The 16,116-nt window shown below is 61.3% G+C and carries 14 protein-coding genes and 1 pseudogene; 6 read left to right on the top strand and 9 right to left on the bottom strand.

Features of this window, described 5'->3' with window-relative positions:
* Positions 1 to 240 precede the first annotated feature (240 nt).
* From C482_RS18615 to C482_RS18605, 3 genes are all read left to right on the top strand, one after another.
* Positions 241 to 1,263: a Cdc6/Cdc18 family protein gene (locus C482_RS18615; protein WP_006169360.1), complete on the top strand. Its 1,023-nt coding sequence runs from the start codon at positions 241 to 243 to the stop codon at positions 1,261 to 1,263.
* Positions 1,264 to 1,680: 417 nt separating this feature from the next.
* On the top strand, positions 1,681 to 2,145 hold the full coding sequence (locus tag C482_RS18610; RefSeq protein WP_049896995.1) for a response regulator: 465 nt from the start codon (positions 1,681 to 1,683) through the stop codon (positions 2,143 to 2,145).
* Between the two features lie 53 nt (positions 2,146 to 2,198).
* A complete protein-coding gene (locus tag C482_RS18605; protein WP_241431958.1) occupies positions 2,199 to 3,995 on the top strand; it encodes a bacterio-opsin activator domain-containing protein in 1,797 nt (598 codons plus the stop codon).
* Between the two features lies 1 nt (position 3,996).
* Here the strand turns inward: C482_RS18605 and C482_RS22535 are convergent.
* The 3 genes and pseudogenes from C482_RS22535 to C482_RS18595 all read right to left on the bottom strand — a co-directional run.
* Positions 3,997 to 4,108 (bottom strand): annotated as a pseudogene (locus tag C482_RS22535) (LLM class flavin-dependent oxidoreductase); the annotation flags it as partial.
* Positions 4,109 to 4,282: 174 nt separating this feature from the next.
* Positions 4,283 to 4,882 carry an HdeD family acid-resistance protein gene (locus C482_RS18600; RefSeq protein ID WP_049896989.1) on the bottom strand — a complete coding sequence of 200 codons (600 nt, stop codon included), beginning with the start codon at positions 4,880 to 4,882 and terminating at the stop codon, positions 4,283 to 4,285.
* A 370-nt stretch (positions 4,883 to 5,252) separates the two neighbouring features.
* On the bottom strand, positions 5,253 to 5,549 hold the full coding sequence (locus tag C482_RS18595; RefSeq protein WP_394295548.1) for a hypothetical protein: 297 nt from the start codon (positions 5,547 to 5,549) through the stop codon (positions 5,253 to 5,255).
* A gap of 551 nt (positions 5,550 to 6,100) precedes the next feature.
* Here C482_RS18595 and C482_RS18590 point away from each other — a divergent pair.
* Positions 6,101 to 7,051 carry an IS5/IS1182 family transposase gene (locus tag C482_RS18590; RefSeq protein WP_049896983.1) on the top strand — a complete coding sequence of 317 codons (951 nt, stop codon included), beginning with the start codon at positions 6,101 to 6,103 and terminating at the stop codon, positions 7,049 to 7,051.
* A gap of 113 nt (positions 7,052 to 7,164) precedes the next feature.
* On the opposite strand, the gene C482_RS18585 is transcribed toward C482_RS18590, so the two are convergent.
* Both C482_RS18585 and arcS read right to left on the bottom strand, forming a co-directional pair.
* Positions 7,165 to 7,644, bottom strand: a complete 480-nt coding sequence (locus tag C482_RS18585; RefSeq protein ID WP_006169354.1) for a nuclear transport factor 2 family protein — start codon at positions 7,642 to 7,644, stop codon at positions 7,165 to 7,167.
* Positions 7,645 to 7,955: 311 nt separating this feature from the next.
* Positions 7,956 to 9,776 (bottom strand): archaeosine synthase subunit alpha, encoded by a 1,821-nt coding sequence (gene arcS, locus C482_RS18580; protein WP_006169353.1) that lies wholly within the window; start codon positions 9,774 to 9,776, stop codon positions 7,956 to 7,958.
* A 112-nt stretch (positions 9,777 to 9,888) separates the two neighbouring features.
* On the opposite strand from arcS, the gene C482_RS18575 reads away from it, so the two are divergent.
* Positions 9,889 to 10,806 (top strand): DMT family transporter, encoded by a 918-nt coding sequence (locus tag C482_RS18575; RefSeq protein WP_006169352.1) that lies wholly within the window; start codon positions 9,889 to 9,891, stop codon positions 10,804 to 10,806.
* A gap of 29 nt (positions 10,807 to 10,835) precedes the next feature.
* On the opposite strand, the gene C482_RS18570 is transcribed toward C482_RS18575, so the two are convergent.
* On the bottom strand, positions 10,836 to 11,192 hold the full coding sequence (locus tag C482_RS18570; RefSeq protein ID WP_006169351.1) for a TRAM domain-containing protein: 357 nt from the start codon (positions 11,190 to 11,192) through the stop codon (positions 10,836 to 10,838).
* Positions 11,193 to 11,416: 224 nt separating this feature from the next.
* Here C482_RS18570 and C482_RS18565 point away from each other — a divergent pair, with 224 nt between their 5' ends.
* A complete protein-coding gene (locus C482_RS18565; protein WP_006169350.1) occupies positions 11,417 to 12,040 on the top strand; it encodes a nitrous oxide reductase accessory protein NosL in 624 nt (207 codons plus the stop codon).
* Between the two features lie 62 nt (positions 12,041 to 12,102).
* Here the strand turns inward: C482_RS18565 and C482_RS18560 are convergent, their stop codons facing one another.
* The 3 genes from C482_RS18560 to C482_RS18550 are packed head-to-tail and all read right to left on the bottom strand — an operon-like array spanning position 12,103 to position 15,933.
* Positions 12,103 to 13,077: an ABC transporter permease gene (locus C482_RS18560; RefSeq protein WP_006169349.1), complete on the bottom strand. Its 975-nt coding sequence runs from the start codon at positions 13,075 to 13,077 to the stop codon at positions 12,103 to 12,105.
* Complete coding sequence (locus C482_RS18555) at positions 13,074 to 13,985, bottom strand: ABC transporter ATP-binding protein (protein ID WP_006169348.1); 912 nt, start codon at positions 13,983 to 13,985, stop codon at positions 13,074 to 13,076. The genes C482_RS18560 and C482_RS18555 overlap by 4 nt, the downstream gene beginning before the upstream one ends.
* Positions 13,978 to 15,933: a NosD domain-containing protein gene (locus tag C482_RS18550; RefSeq protein WP_006169347.1), complete on the bottom strand. Its 1,956-nt coding sequence runs from the start codon at positions 15,931 to 15,933 to the stop codon at positions 13,978 to 13,980. The genes C482_RS18555 and C482_RS18550 overlap by 8 nt, the downstream gene beginning before the upstream one ends.
* Between the last annotated feature and the right edge of the window lie 183 nt (positions 15,934 to 16,116).

Below are 16,116 nucleotides of genomic sequence, written 5' to 3'. Positions count from 1 at the left end.
CCAGTTCCGTTGGACGTTCGGGGTCAGTTTCGAACCAGTCGAACACTCTTCCCTACGGCCACTTGGAGCGTGCCGATCAACGAGTGGGGTGGCTCACAGGCGTTCTTGAAGACGGTGAGATAGACGTTTCCCGAATGCCGCCCAGCGAGGAAAATGTACTCTATATTGCTATACAGAACTCTGTCGGAGACAGTCACATGCACCAACCACTTATTATGATTGGTAAGCAACCCTGCCCGTGTGATCGTCGACGCCCGCGTGCTGCGCGAGGATTTCGTTCCCAGCGAAGTCGTCCACCGCCACGACGAGGTCAATCTCCTCTCCGAATCACTGGAACCGCTACTTGCCGGTCATCGAACCGATCCCGCGTTCCTGTTCGGGCCCACCGGCGTCGGCAAGACCTGTATTGCCCGCTACACGCTCGCCCAACTGCGAGAACAAGATCCCGACGTGCGAATCGCCTACGTCAACTGCTGGCAGGAATACACGCGATTTCGGGTGCTATACAGCCTTCTCGAGTCTATTGACCAGACCGTGTCGATCCACCGATCGACACCGAAGGACGAACTGTTTGGCCGGCTCGACGACGCGGCCGACCAACCACTCGTTGCCGTCCTCGACGAGGTCGACCAACTCGAGGAGACCACTGTTCTCTACGACCTCCACCGACTCCCCCACGTCTCGCTCGTGTTGATCGCCAACCGGGAGGAGGAGCTGTTCGCGAGTTTCGACGACCGGGTTCGCTCCCGACTTCACGCCGGGACCCGCGTCCAGTTCGATCGGTACGGGACGGACGAACTCATTGCAATCTTGCGCGAACGCACAGCACAGGGGTTAGAACCGAACGCGCTCAACACCGAGCAGTTACGGACGATCGCCGAGGCGGCCTCGGGCGACGCCCGCGTCGGCATTGGTATCCTGCGCTCGGCAGCGCGGCGTGCCGAACAGGCTGGCGACGAGCGGGTGACCACCACGGTGATCGAGTCTGCGATTCCGGACGCGCGGACGGCGATCCGGCAGAAGACGGTCGAGGGGCTACTCGAGCACCAGCGCGTTCTGTACGACGTGATCGAAGACGCCGGCGAGATCGAGCCGGGCACCCTCTACGAACAGTACGAACAGCGAGTCGATGAACCGAAGACGACTCGTACGCTTCGAAACCATCTGACGAAGATGGTCCACTACGACCTGATCGAATCGGTCGGGAAACATCGTGGCAGGCGGTATCGTCCGGTCGTCGACGAGTCGAGCGATGCGTCGTAGGGCAGCCGAGTGGCACTAGCCTCAGTCGAATTACTGCTCTGTTTTTGCCCATCTGTGATCGATGGCTGGATAAACTGGTTGATTTTTGGGATACTCACCCTGTGCGAGGTGTGAACACTACATTTATCCCTTCCAGCCGACTTTGCGGTAGTAGGAGATGGCCGCTTTTCAATGGCCGTGGTCGGACGGCACACGCACCCGTATCGGTCACACTTTGGCACTGCCTTCCAATCACCGCTGTCGTTGGGTCGAACGTCGACCCCCAACGACAGCCCGCCATTTTACCACCTGGATCGCGTTGATTGGAGGGCAAGCTCACTGTTTCCCTCTCTCTACTGTTCGCGACTGTCTGGACGCTCGATCGCCAAGCCACCACACGCCCACGCAATGTACGGCCACCAAGACACGCACTCAGCAATGACTTCCAGACGACCATCGACACCAACCACGGCACAGATACTCCTCGTCGAAGACAACCCCGGCGATGTCCGCCTCACCAAGGAAGCGTTCAAACAGGGTCGCATCGAGAACGACCTGCACGTCGTCTCCGACGGCACGGAGGCACTCGAGTTCCTTCATCAGCGCAACGACTACGAAGACGTGCCGCGGCCGGACCTGATCCTCCTCGATCTCAACCTCCCGCGGACGGACGGCGAGGAGGTACTCGAGGAGCTCAAGGGAGATTCGGAGCTGCGTTCGATCCCGGTGATCGTCCTAACGAGTTCGCGGGCAGAAGAGGATGTTGCAAAGTCTTACGAACTGCACGCGAACGCCTACCTGACGAAGCCGGTCGATCCGGACGAGTTCATCGAGACGGTGCGGGCGTTCGAGAAGTTCTGGTTCTCTGTCGTTCGGCTACCGCCGGAAGGTGATCAGCTGTGAACGGTCGGTACAGTGGGAGCGATGGTGATACTGAAGCCGCGGCTGAAACCGACATGGAGGCTGAAACCGGGCAAACAGACACCAAAGCCGAACGAACGGACACCGAAACCGGGCGTGATTTCTGGGGCACCAAACGCACTGACGGCGGGGAATCCTCCGGTACCGGCGTTGCAGAGTCGACGGAAACGGATACCACACCAAGCCTTCGAATCCTTCTCATCGAGGACAACCCCGGTGACGCGCGGCTGATCGAGGAGATGCTTCGCGGTACCGAGGAGCTCGCACAGCGGGTGAGTTCCGACGAGACGGCCGGTCGAACACCCGAAATCACTCGTGCGAAGCGACTCGAGGAAGGACTCGAGTTGTTCGACCAACGCGCGATCGACGTCGTCCTGCTCGATCTGAACCTCCCCGACAGCCAGGGCCTCGAGACACTCGAGAAGGTATCGGGCGCGAGCACCGCAACACCGATCGTCGTTCTGACCGGACTCCGAGACCAGCAGGTCGGCATTCAGGCGATCCAGCAGGGAGCACAGGACTTCCTCGTCAAGGACGAGGTGACCAGCGAACTGCTCGTCAGAACGATTCACCACGCGATCGAACGTGCCCGCCAGGAGTACGAACGTCGCCGTCAGCGCGAACAACTCGAGACGGTCAACCGGTTGAACGATATCGGACATGACATCATCCATTCGGTGATCACGACCGAGACACGCGCCGAACTCGAACAGGAAGTCTGTGATCGCCTTACCGCCTCGGACGGCTACCGGTTTGCCTGGATCGGCGAGGTCAATCCAGGTAGCGACGATGTCGTCCCGAAGGCAGCCGCCGGCGTCGAAAAGGGCTACCTCGAAGACGTCGAGATTAGTGTCAACGAGGCTGTCGCCGCCGGGCAGGGCCCCTCCGGAACCGCGATCCGTACCGGCGAGGTGCAGGTCGCAAACCGAATCGACTCCGACCCCGACTTCGAACCGTGGCGCGAGGAAGCCACTACGCGGGACTATCACTCCTCAGCGGCGGTTCCAATCACCCACGAGGACCTCATCTACGGTGCCCTGCACATCTACTCGAGTTCGACCCGTGCGTTCACCTCGCCGGAAACACAGATTCTCGCACGTATCGGTGACACCATCGCACACGCGATCACCGCACTCGAGCGACGCGACGCACTCGTCAGCGACGCCGTCATCGAACTCGAGTTCAGACTTGAGGAGATGGTGCCCGAACTGGTCGGCCTCTCTGAACGCGAGTCCGGCCACATTTCGATCAATCAGCTCGTCCGCGGCGACGAGACCCTGCTCGCCTACGGATCGGCGACAGACATTCCACAGGAGACGTTCGAAGAGACGGTCGAGCGAATCGGTGGTGTTAGCGATTCCCGGTTCCTCTCGGCGCGGCGAGACGAGTTCGAGTTCGAGTTCGTGATGCCCGCTGCAGCCTCGCTGTTCGAGGCAATCGCAACCCACGGTGGCCGCGTTGAATCAGCGACGATCGCAAACGGCGAGTTCCGATTCGTCGTCGAACTTCCACGCGGTCGGGACACCCGCCAGATGATCGAACTCATCAAAGAGCAGCGACCGGACGCGACCTATCTCGCTCAGCGGACGACCGAGCGGAGCGACCGCAGCGGCTCGAGTCGTGGGTCGACCGCGACGATTGTGCTGGAGGAAGACCTGACCGAGAAACAGCGGGCCGCACTCGAGACGGCCTACTTCGCGGGTTACTTCGAGTGGCCCCGGGAGAGTACTGGTGAGGATATCGCGGATCGGCTGGGGATCGCGCCGGCGACGTTCAACCAACACCTGCGGACGGCAGAGCGGAAGTTTTTCGATTCGGTGATCGGCGAGTAAGCGAGTAGCCGAGTTCCTCGGCCAATTGAGCGGGTTCGACCGTGTTCTCGTACGCTTCGGTTGCGCTTGCGCCGTTTGGGGACGGACACGAGATCGACGATCGAGAGGTTCACGCAGTGTGTTCGGGACCGACAGCCGAATAACGGCTGGCTTTGTGGACGTGCGCGAAGGAGTTGCTGTCTGCTGTTGGTTGGGGTAGGCGACTCCGTGACAGGGCGCTTGCTCATCGGTCGAGTAATAGCGTCGTTAAAAGAGGTCGAAAACGTGGTTGGGAGCGCCTCACGCGCTTACGCGGCTCGTGGTTCGCCGGCGGCAGCCGTTTCTTCCATGTTGCGGCCAGTGATGGCCACGATGCCCATCGAGAGGCCGGTCACGAAGAGGCTGATGCCGACGAGCAGACCGATCGCCCAGGCTGCGTCCGCTGGGAAGCCGATCCAGAGCAGACCGGCCAGGACGAGCGAGAGAACGCCGCTCGCGGCGACGGACATTTGGCCGGGCTGGTCGGCCATCCGCATCGAGAGCCAGAGCTCTGCGACGCCGTCGGCCAGCAGGTAGGCGATCGCGAGCAGCGTGAGCGTCACGAGCCCGACGACGGGGTTCGCGAGCACGAGCACACCCGCAACGACCGAGATGATGCCGAGTGCGAGTTGCCACATCGAGCCGCTCCACCCGCGTGCGGTGAAGGCGTGTGCGCCGTGGACGATCCCGCTCAGGACGAGCAGCGCGCCGATTACGAGGGTAACCGAAATGCCCGTCGCAAGTGGGAACGCAATCGCGAGAAGGCCGATCAGGCCGACGACGGCACCGGCGATTGCCAATGTTCGCCATCCGCGCTTGAGTGAGTAGCCGTGCGATTCATTGTCAGCAGTTGCTGTGTTTGAGGACATAATCGTCTCCACAAAGAGATACGCAGTGTACGGAGATAAAACATTTTTACAAATTGATAGTAGGTCGCGAATACGGACCGGTCCGAAAGCCGGATAAACCTCGATTCTGGCGTCTTAACAGCGTGCTACGGAGTGTCGGGTAGCACAGTACTGTCTGCTGTCGTACGTCTATTCATTGTGTCACGTCGAGCTGACGTGACACCCTTCGTAGACAATTCTGGGGTGTGACCGATCGTCTCTCGGAGCCCGCACGTGCTTTCGGTCACCTCTCTGCTGAACATCTCGGCGCGGCCGACGCCGAACGCCTTCGGTCCCTCGACGACGACCTCGTCGGCGAAGGGGGCCGTCGAACCGACTATCGACTACCGATTCAGTCCGAACCGGTCGACCCCGATCCCGATCCCGATCCCGACCCCGGACCGGCAGCGAACTCGAGTAGCCCGATGGCAGCCACGCAATCGGGACAGCAGGGTCGGCTCGTGGCTTCGTAGTGGGCCGTCGCGTCGGGGCCCGGACGCGTGATGAGGCGAATACAGTGGTTGGTTTCGATGGCGCGGTCACAGCGGTAGCAGCGCGTCTCGGTTCGTGTGTCGAGGTCGACTGGCTCGTGGGAGACCGACTCGAGTGGCGTCGACTCGTCGGCTTGTTCGTCGAACCGTGCAGTCACCGAGACCACCATCGACGATCGGGGAGGAGACGGTCCGGAACGGGTCCGTGCTCAGAGGCGCACGGCTCCGTGTGCTGGTCGTGAGCGCGCTGTTTGTGAACGATACCTGTTCCTGTGCGTCGTGCGAGACCTTTTTGTCTCGGTAGGAGTAACGGAAACATGGCAACCATTGCAGGCCGCAGTGGAAGCCACGCCTTGGGTGTCCTACCACCCGGGGCATTTCGTACGCATGCCCCCGCGTATTCGTTTGGATGTGGCTTCCGTTGTGACAGTTCGGTAAGGAGAGTAATATAACTACTGGAATTTCTATGAAGAAAGAGGGTCACACGCCATCGTGATCCTGTGTGGACCGGATTCATTCGTCAGTTGTAGCGGCTAGTATCGGACACGGAGGTGACAACGCAGCGATTGAGTTTATATTATTATCAAAAACACTGTGCTGAATACAGAGCATCGGCCTTGTTTAGACGCTCAAACGTTAGCAGTGTAGAGTCGATCGAACTCGTATCGCCGTGCTAGTAGCTCGGAGAAAATACCAAATATACTAGGAAGTGAAGCGGGACGGATTCGTTGTGCACACGAAGACCTCCCGCTTCACAGAGAGGGTTGTGTCGCTCGCTCAAAAAGCCGTCGTTGGCCAGCCAGCTCCGGCTTACCGTCCGGGAGAAGAAGGCTACGCTGACTGGGTGATTCTCGCCGTTCAGGGATTGAAAGAGTATCTCGGCCATCCGTACCGGAAGCTGATGGACGTCCTCCGCGAGATGCCGAGAGTGACGAAATCACTCGGATTGACGCCTGAAACGGTCCCACACTTCTCGACGGTGTGTACGCGAAAGCAGGTGATTCCGATGAAGCGGTGGCGAGAGATCCTCGATCAGTCTGTCGAACTGTATGATCTCGGTGATGTGCAGGCAATCGACGCAACCGGTGTTGATCGCGTCCAAGCTAGCCAGCACTACGCAAAACGGACAGACTACACGTTCGAGGCGGTGAAGACGACGCTGCTCATTGATTGTGAAACCAGTGCGATTCTCGACATACACTGTTCTATGAAACAACCGCATGATACACANGAGGCGGTGAAGACGACGCTGCTCATTGATTGTGAAACCAGTGCGATTCTCGACATACACTGTTCTATGAAACAACCGCATGATACACAGGTCGGCTGGCAGGTGTTAGTGCGGAATCTCGACAAGTTGGCGACTGTCGCTGCCGATAAGGGCTACGACTGGGAGGAACTTCGCACGAGATTACGTGCGGAAAGTATCACACCGCTGATCCCGCAGCGAGATCCTGGAATGCGGGGATGGGCGAGAAATTTGCTCATCAAGGATCGAGCATATCACCAGCGTTCGAACGCTGAATCGGTGTTTTTCGGCCTCTGGCGCAGATACGGCGATACGCTCTGGTCGAGGAACTGGTTCGGCCAATTCCGTGAACTTGTCATGAAATCCGCGGTCCGAAACATCGAACGCGCCATCGAGGACTCACACCCGTAAAATCACGCGTTCAAACAAGGCCCAGAGCATCTATTCAGCACGGTGGGAACGTTATATTCATGCAGATCCAACGCTGATTTTGTCATGTAGAGGTCGTCATTCGGCTGGATTAGTTACCAATCGGGTTCAACCGGCATCTCCTCAGGGAAGGGTTGCTCGGCCCATCCCTCGTCGTACGGGGTCACATAGGTCGGATCGAACGTATATTTCGAGAGTTTCCACTCCCCATCGACTCGGCGGAACTCGTGTTCGTACATCCCGAGTATCCATTCTGCTTCACCGTCAGTCGTGAGGATGGGGATCTCACCATACCACTGTCCAGTGGCCTCATCGCCGTCGATCTCGATGAGCCCGTTGTGCAGCATGTGCCGGCTGAATTGAAACTCCGCAAAAATCTCCGCAGTCGTTTCCCGAAAGTCGTCTTTTCCCTCTGCACTCCCAAACGGAGTTTCCGCAATCACGTCGTCGGTAACGAGTTCGAATTCCGCGTCCCAATCGTTTTCATCGGATAGATACACAAATTTGCGGATCAGCTCACTGATTGCTTGCTTGTCCAGTAACTCCTGTACTTCCGTTGGTATTGCTTCGGCCATTGGATGATACCTCATATTCAACTATGTGGCGCAGTCACATGGAACCATCTCCTGCAGAACTTCACCTTCTGCAGCATCCGCATAGTCTGAATCGGAAACGAATCACGATCCGGTCAGTCGGCAGCCGACACGCACCCAATATTCAGCACGCTGCCAGGAACAGTACGTAGATCGAACAGAAATGCCGTTGCTCGAGAAGCACGTGTCGTGCACGACACCTCACAGAGACAACTCCCCAATGAATCGAGTTTCAACAGAACCGTCCGTTCAAGGGACGTGCAGCCCCCAGCCTACCGGAGGAACACCTCGACTTACTTCTCCTCGACGTGGCGAATCTCAGCCGCAATTCCGCGCGTGCTCTCGGCCATCTCGCGGCCGAACATCTCGGCACGACCGACGCCGAACGCCTTCGGCCCCTCGACGACGACCTCGTCTCCCACGCGGATCTCCTCGTCGGCCTCGACCACACCCGGCGCGAGCACGCTGCCGTGGGGAACGAAGCCGTCGATTTCGACGCGCTTGACCGGTGCGTCGCTGTCAACCCAGCGGCGCGCGCCTGCGAGTGTAAACGAGAGCGTGCCGTACTGGGGAACCATCGTCGCCAGTTGCGTATCCTCGCGGTCGCGGACCTGAATCTTTGGGTACCGGCTGGTGGTCTGGATGTCCTCGAAGAGGTCGTCGCCGGCCCCATCGCCGAGCAGGTAGTCCGCGATAGCGCGGACAGTGTTGTGCTCGCGCTCGCGTTTGGAGTACTTGAGTTCGCCCGACAGCGCCTCGCTCAGGTTCGCAAGGGACTCGTCGTCGGTCGGGTGCTCGTTGACGGTGTAGGTGATGTCGAGATCCAGTTCCTCCTCGACGCGGCCGACGATGTCGCGGTACCCCTCGTTGGGGACGTGGGCGATGATCTTCGGGTACTCGTTGCGCTCGAGATACCGCCGGAGCACCTCGCTCACGAACTGCTTTTCGTCCTCGGACCAGCGACCCGTGACCACGGTGTCGTAGTGCTGGGCTGGGTAGGTCGTCTCGAGTTCCTGCGGAACGACGCCGATGGGGCTCGTCATCGAGACGAGGTGGGCGCGCCACTGGATGGCGTCGTGGAACTGGCGGTGGCTCTGGGACTCGCTGTAGGGTTTGGCGGCCGAGCAGGGGACCAGCACGAGCGGGTTCTTGAATCGGTTCTGGTACCGCGTGGTGACCCGGTCGGCGTAGCGCTGGATCTCGACGCGACGGAGGGTGTCCTCGGTCGCGGCGTCGATCTGTGCGTCTCGGAGGATCGGCGTCCGTTCTGCCAGGTATCCCCACTGCGAGTCGAGTTCGCGCATTGCGGCGGTGAGCCACTGATCCTGGCGGGCCTGGCCCTCGACGTAGTCGCGCAGGCGGCCGTCACGAATCCGCCGGCGGACGATACCGAGTTCCGCCTCCAGGGCGTTGACGTTGTGGTCGACGCAGTCCTCGCGGGTGAACGCCTCGCGGGGCTGCTGGCAGGCCGGACAGGAGCATGGCAACTCTTCCAGATCTTCGAGGAAGTAGGCCTCGTCGGTGGTCAGGTATCGGCCCTCAGTTCCCTTCACGATGGCCGCGGTTCGGTCGAACAGGTCGACGCCAGCGTACGCTAACAGGGCGACGTTTCGCGGCGTCGCGACACCCGAAAAGAACAGCGCGGTGTCGGTCGGAATCTCCTCGCGAACGTTCACGACGGCCTCGACGAGTCCCGCACCGTGGCCGGTGAACGACTGCACGTCAGAGACTGCGTAGGCGTCCGTCCCGTGGTCGTCGACATGGTCACTCGAGATGACTGCCACACTGGGAAACTCCACGTCCGGATAGTCGACGGCGAACGAGTCCTGCACCTCGTCGGCCGTCCCGCCCGGGAACGATCGGTGTGGGAGCACCGTCAGTGCGGAGTCGTCACCCTCCGGGAACTCGCGCTCTGCCGACCAGAGTGAGCCCGCGTCCTCGAGTACGTCGTCGACGAGTGCGGGTGTCGTTTGGGGTGGGGTTCGGTCGGGAGCGGAGCCGGGGTTCGAATCGGTGTCCGAATCAGCATCGCCAGCGACGGCCTCGAAATCGAGGCGCAGCTCGCCCACACGCGCGGCCCCGTCGCGCTCGTGGACTTCGAAGTACTCGGTCATACCAGAACTGGGTGGGGGAGCGCGAAAGAGGCTGTCGGTGTGGATCGCAGCGTCCGTGTCGTGTTTACGGTCTGGACAGAGTCATTATCACAGTCCGCTCGAAAGGAGGCTCATGGTACTCGAACTCTCCGAGTCAGCGCTCGGAGTGGCGCTCGCGGTTGCCGGCGCGCTGGCGTTTGCCGGCCAGTTCCTCTGCGTGCGCCTGGGCGTCAACGACGGCGACGTCACCGACGCGGTGCTCGTCGTTTTGCTGTGTAACGTCGTCCTCGTCGGTCTCCCCATGCTTGTTCTCTACCCGCCGCCGTACACGGGGCTGTACACCCCGACCTCGCTCGCGTCGTTCGCTGCGGCCGGCCTCGTCGGGATGTTCGTCGCCCGGCTGCTCATGTTCAAAAGCACGGACGAGATCGGTGCGAGCCTGACCTCGCCGATCGTGGCCTCGAACGTGCTCTTCGCGACGGTGTTCGCCGTCGTGCTACTCGAGGAGCGACTCACGCTGATTCACCTCCTCGGCATCGTGCTGGTCGTCGTCGGACTGGCCGTCGTTTCCTGGGAAACCGCTGCGACGACGGCACGCGAGCGGTCGTTCCGGGAAACCGGTATTACCCTCCTGTTGCCACTCGGAGCCGCGGTCTGTATCGGACTCGAGCCGATCTTCGTCTCCGTCGGCCTGGCCGAGGGGACGGCGATCCTTCCTGGACTGGTCGCGATGGCAGGCGCAGCCACAATCGGATTCGTCGGCTACCAGCTCTGGACGGGATCGCTTCGCCGAATCCCGATTCGCGAACGGGCCACGTTCTGGTACGTCGGGGCCGGCGTCTCGACGACTATCGCTTTCGTCGCCTACTTCGCGGCACTCGAGATCGCTCCTGTCGTTGTGGTCATGCCACTGCTGCAGCTCACGCCGTTGTTCGTGGTCGTGCTCTCTGCCCTCTTCTTGCCGATGCGACTCGAGCACGTCAGCTGGCGGGTCGGTGTGGCTGCGGTGATCGTCGTGTTGGGGGCGTCGTTCGTGTCTATTTCGGGCTAATGGCGAGGTTGCAGGCCAGAGAGGGTCGATCACCGCACGTAGGTTGCCGTCGCAGACGTGTGCCCGCGGTTGAACGAGAGAATAGAGATTCGGATCACGTCCGTCGGTTCGTAGTGACTCGGCACGTCCTCGACGAAGATTACGAAGCCTTCGACCTTGCAGACGGCCTGGCGTTCGCCCGTGTGGTGTTCGGTGAACTCCTGTATTGCAACCTCGTGTTCCTCGCCGACATCGACCGGTGGGTCGCGCCCCTGGGCCTCCTGGTGGCTCTCCAGGGACTCGCGTTGCTCGGCGGAGAGCGGTGAGCCGCGGACACGGCGGATAAGCCACGACGCGAACAGTATCATCACGAATACCCCGAGGACGAGCGACGCTGGTCCGAGCATACTGCCAACTGGCTCGCGCTCGCACCTTTGTTGTTTCTGATGACGATGGTGGTTCTGTTGCTGATTCTGCTGACGATGGTGCGATGGCCACGACATGATGAGATGGCCACGACAGCAGCTACCGCGTGTGGGCTACAACAGCAGCGACTACGTGCAGTGTGGTATGTACGCCCATTCGTGAATTATACCAGACCGGATTTACAGCACTGCTTCTAAGTGCGAATATGAACGGACTGAACCGGTTAGCAGGAACCGAACGGGGGACGACGCGCCGAACGATTCTCGCGGGGGTGACGACCGCCGCAATCGGTCTGGCTGCCGGCTGTCTCAGTGACGACGAGCCGGAACCGGTAGCTGATCCAGTCAGTATCGACAGCGAACAGAGCTGTGACAACTGTAAGATGGCGATCGGGAACCAGCCAGGACCTGTGGGCCAACTCCACTACGAGGACCCCACGACGGTGTTCGATGACGACGACGACCGACCTGCGCAGTTCTGTAGTACACTGTGTACGTACACCTTCGCGTTCGAGAACGAAGAGACCGCAGCGCCCGAGGTGACGTACCTGACTGACTACTCCGCCGTCGACTACGAGGTCAACGAAAGTACCGGCGACGACGGCGAAGGTGACGGCAATTACGTCCTCAGCAGCCACTTCGACGCCGATTCGTTCACACCGGCGACCGCACTCGAGTTGGTCGTCGACAGTGATGTCGAGGGCGCGATGGGTGGGTCGATCGTTGCGTTTGGCGACGGTGACGACGCGACTGTGTTCAGCGACGAGTACGGCGGCGAGCACTACGAGCACGAGGACGTGACCCAAGAGCTCGTAATGTCGTTGATGTGATCCGTTGCCGTAGCAGGATCAACCCAATAGTTCTCAGCGGATTTCAGAGAAGCAACCAGTTCTCAGCGGTTCAGTAGCCAACTCGCAAGCGCAAGCGAGCCGACGGTCCAGCCGACCAGCCCGAACAGACTCGCCAGCGGCGAGGCGACTGTCGGACCGGTGCCGGCCGCGACGACCACCACAGTATCGAAGACCAATCCCCGGAAGGCGCTGAGCGGACTGAGCGCGAGTGAGTGGACGAGCGCGCCGTCACCGATCAGCCCGGACGTAAAGCCGTAGACGAGTAGCAGGTCGAGGCCGACCAGCAACACGACGAGTGCGACGACCGCGAGCGCGAGTGCACCCCGCGTGGCGCTCACTGCCGCCGAAATCGCAATCGCGACGGCGAGCACCGTCATCGCGAACAGCGCCGTCAGCACGACGAACCGGGCGAACAGAAGCGGCGAATCGACGCCCGCGTGGCTGGCGTAGATCAGTATTCGATCCTCCTCGGCCACGGCGACAGCCACCGCGACGAGCACCAGCGGGACGACAATCGCTACGAGGAGTCCGATCAGCCGTCCCACGTAAACGCCGAGGACGATCGACCGGTTCGAGACAGGGTACGTCTCGAGAACGTCGAGTTCACCACGCTGTTCGTCGGCGAGCACGGCACGGTAGCCGAACGCGACGGCGACGACGGGAACAAGTAACTCGAGTGGTGTCAGGAGGTCAACGGCGGTTGGGACGTATCCGGCACGGATTCCGCCGCCGGTCCAGGCGACACCGAGGACGACGGCGGCGATCGCGAGGGCGAGGACGTAGAACGTTCGTGTTCGGGCGACCGTTCGGAGTTCCCGTGCGATGATGGTTTTGAGGATGTGTTTCGTTCGGGGGTGGGTGGTGGTGCTGGTGTTGGTGTTGGTGTTGGTGTTGGTACTGGTATTAGTGCTGCTGGTGCCGGTACTGGTGTTGGTACTGTCGGTGCTGGTACTGGTGGTCTCTCGGCTCTGTGCTTGCGTTTGTGCCTGTGCCTGCGTCCGATTCTCGTCGCTCATGTCGACTCACCTTGGACGGTAACCGTGTCAGTGTCGCCGCCGGTCGCGTTCCGGTAGACATCCCACAACGAGTCTGCGTTCAGGCGACGCTGGAGGTCGACAGTCGAGCCGCGCTGGATAATCTGTCCGTCGTCAAGGAGTAACACCTCGTCGGCGACACGCTCGACCAGTTCGAGGTCGTGTGAACTCAGGAGGACTGCCATCCCGTCTGCGGCGAGCTCCGCTGCGACATCGAATACGTGCATACTCATTCCCGGATCGAGCCCGCTTCCGGGTTCGTCGAGGATGACGACCGGCGGATCACCGATCGTCGCCTGTGCGATGCCGAGCAGGCGCGTCATCCCGCCGGAGAGCGCGTCGACCGGACGCGAGGCCGCGTCGGCGAGGCCGACCCGGTCGAGATGTGCTTGCGCCGTTGGCTCCGGGTTGGGTGCACCGACGAGCGACGCGTAGAACTGGAGCGTCTCGATGACGGTGAATCCGGGCCGGAACGACGGCTGTTGTGGAAGGTAGCCGATCTGCCGTGCCGTGTCAGGGCCGTGGTAGGCGACGGTTCCATCGGTTGGTTCGTGGAGGCCCGCCAGCGCGCGGATCAGCGTCGTTTTCCCCGATCCGTTTGGACCGACCAGCGCCGTGACTGTCTCCGGCTGGAGCGAGACTGAGACATCCTCGAGAACGGAGACCGCTCCGTAGTCGTGGTCGAGTCCAGTCGCCTCGAGGATGGGTGTCTGTGTTGACTCAGGTCCAGAACCCAAACCCGATTCTGGCTCCCGTTCGGTGGTCGATTCGGAGTGGGGTTCTTCCTTTGGGGATGGCTTCGGTTTTGCCTCGGGCACCGGTCCTGCTGGCGATGCCGATGCGTGCGGCGATGATCGCGACGATGTCGATTGCGATGAGTCGTCAGTCATTGGTCGAAGTAGGTGTGTCAGCGCACGACCAGGCGGACTCGGCCCAGTCGGTTCGGTCGAGTAGTTCCGGATTGTTCGGCTCACAGGTTGGTGCCTGATCGACGATGCTTCCAGTCCGCATGCCCGGAACCGACCCCTCGAGTCCGGCGAGTGCCTGCAGTGCCGGTGCTCGGACGAGCGTCTGTGCGCCATCAGTTCGGTGCAGTCGTTCGTCGACTGCATCAGTCGGCGAGTACGAGCGGTCGGCGTGGGTGCCGTCGGCATCGCCCGCGATTGCCGCGCCGCCCTGCCAGTAGTTGCCGCTCTCGCCGTCGCTCCAGATACGAAGCGGCCCGGACGTGGTCGTTGCGTGCTCGTCGTTTTCGACGAAGTCGTTGCCGACGACACGGTTCGTCGGGAGCATCGCCCTCACGTCCGTTCCCACGACGTTGCCGGCGAGAACGTTGCCCTCGTAGAACGAGGTGGTCGTCTCAACGCGCAGGCCGAGTTCGTTGTCGGCGGCGACGTTCGATGCAACGTACGTCTCGCTGCCGCCGATACTGAACCCTGTTTCACTGTTGCGAACGTCGTTTTCGACGATCGCGTTCCGTTCGGGGCCGGTCATCACGTCGACGCCAGAGACAAGATGCCCGCGGAGCTCGTTCCCGTCGATCAGCGTGTCACTCGTGTGCATCAGGTGGACGCCGATTTCGTTGCCGGTGACCTCGTTCGACCGAAGAATCGTGTTCGATGAGCGGTAGAGATAGATACCGTTCTTCCCCCCTTGCACGGCCGAGTCCTCGACGACGCTCGACGACTGAAACAGCAAGATACCAGCGAGGCCATCAGATGGGTCCTCGGGACCCCTGACCGAGACGTTCCGGACGACGGCGTCCGTGCTGTCGTAGCCGATCACCCCGCTCGCCGGTGTCTCGATTTCGACATCATTGACGAGGAGGTTGTCGGCACCGTAGGCACCGATTCCGGCGTCAGTGCCAGCGTAGTACGTCATGAAGGTCGCGTCCCACTCGTCCTCGTCGATGTCAACGGGGAGGTCCTCTCCCCCCTTCGTCTGGTTGCCGACGCCGGTGACCGCGAGGTTCTGGATTCCGACGTCCTCCCCTGTGACGGTGATGACAGTACCGTTGTCGTCACCGCGAATCGTCACCTCACCCTCGCCGACGAGCGTAATCGGCCGGTCGATCTCGAGTGTCTCTTCGTAGGTCCCCGCCGGAACAACAACAGTCGTGTTCGCTGGTGCCTGGTCGATCGCCTCCTGGATCGTCTCCGTCTCCTCGCCGGCGACGATCGACGGCGGCCGTTCGGCGTACGAGTCGACGGCCTCGATTCGGTCGTCAGCCACCTGGTGATGGTCGTCAACACGATCACGAGCAACTGTCGCATCGTCCTGATCGAACGACTGCTCGAGTACCGACTCCCAGTCGGAGACGCTGCCGCCGTGGTCACCAGCGAACGCCTCGGCGTCCTCGCGCTCGCTGAACGGGACGACCGTGTCGCCGGCCGGCGTTTGCGCGTCGCTATCCACGACGAACCACGCCGTCTCGGCGTCGGTCCAACCAGGTTCCTGCTCGGGAATCGGATAGCCTTCAGCACTCAACTCGAGTCCGGTGTCGCTGTAGTCGGAAACGTACACCGTCAGCGGGTGGCCGAACTGCTGTTCGTGGCCGGCCTGCTGGCGTTCGCCGAGAAAGGTCTCGACGCCGTAGTAGCCGACGACGTACTGGTATTGCGAGTAGAACACTTGCGCCTGCGGGAGGGCAACGTCCTCGTCGAGACCGCGCTCGTCCTCGAGTGTAAGTCCGACGGGGACGGTGTCGTCGAACTCGGCGGGTGGGGGTGTCGTCGACCCGGCGTCGACGACGAAGAGGCCGGCGAGGCCGATGATGAGTACAGTCCCAACGATGAGTGCCGCGCCGAGGCACACCGTGTTCCGGGAGCGTTCGCGCACAGCGGACGTTTGTACCTCGATGAAATATACGGTCTGGTCTGGTCGTCGAAGGGGTGTTCAAGACCGTTGAGACTCGGTGGTGAGAAGCGTTGATTCAACTGCCGATTACGTGCCGAGGAGATGCGCCATTACCAGTTCCACTGCCGAGTACACGGCGACGAAATGCACCATCACCGGCTCGAC

The organism is Natrialba chahannaoensis JCM 10990 (genome assembly GCF_000337135.1).
Lineage (GTDB): Archaea > Halobacteriota > Halobacteria > Halobacteriales > Natrialbaceae > Natrialba > Natrialba chahannaoensis.
Note: the sequence above shows the minus strand (reverse complement) of the source record. Positions and strands in the feature narration are given on the sequence as shown.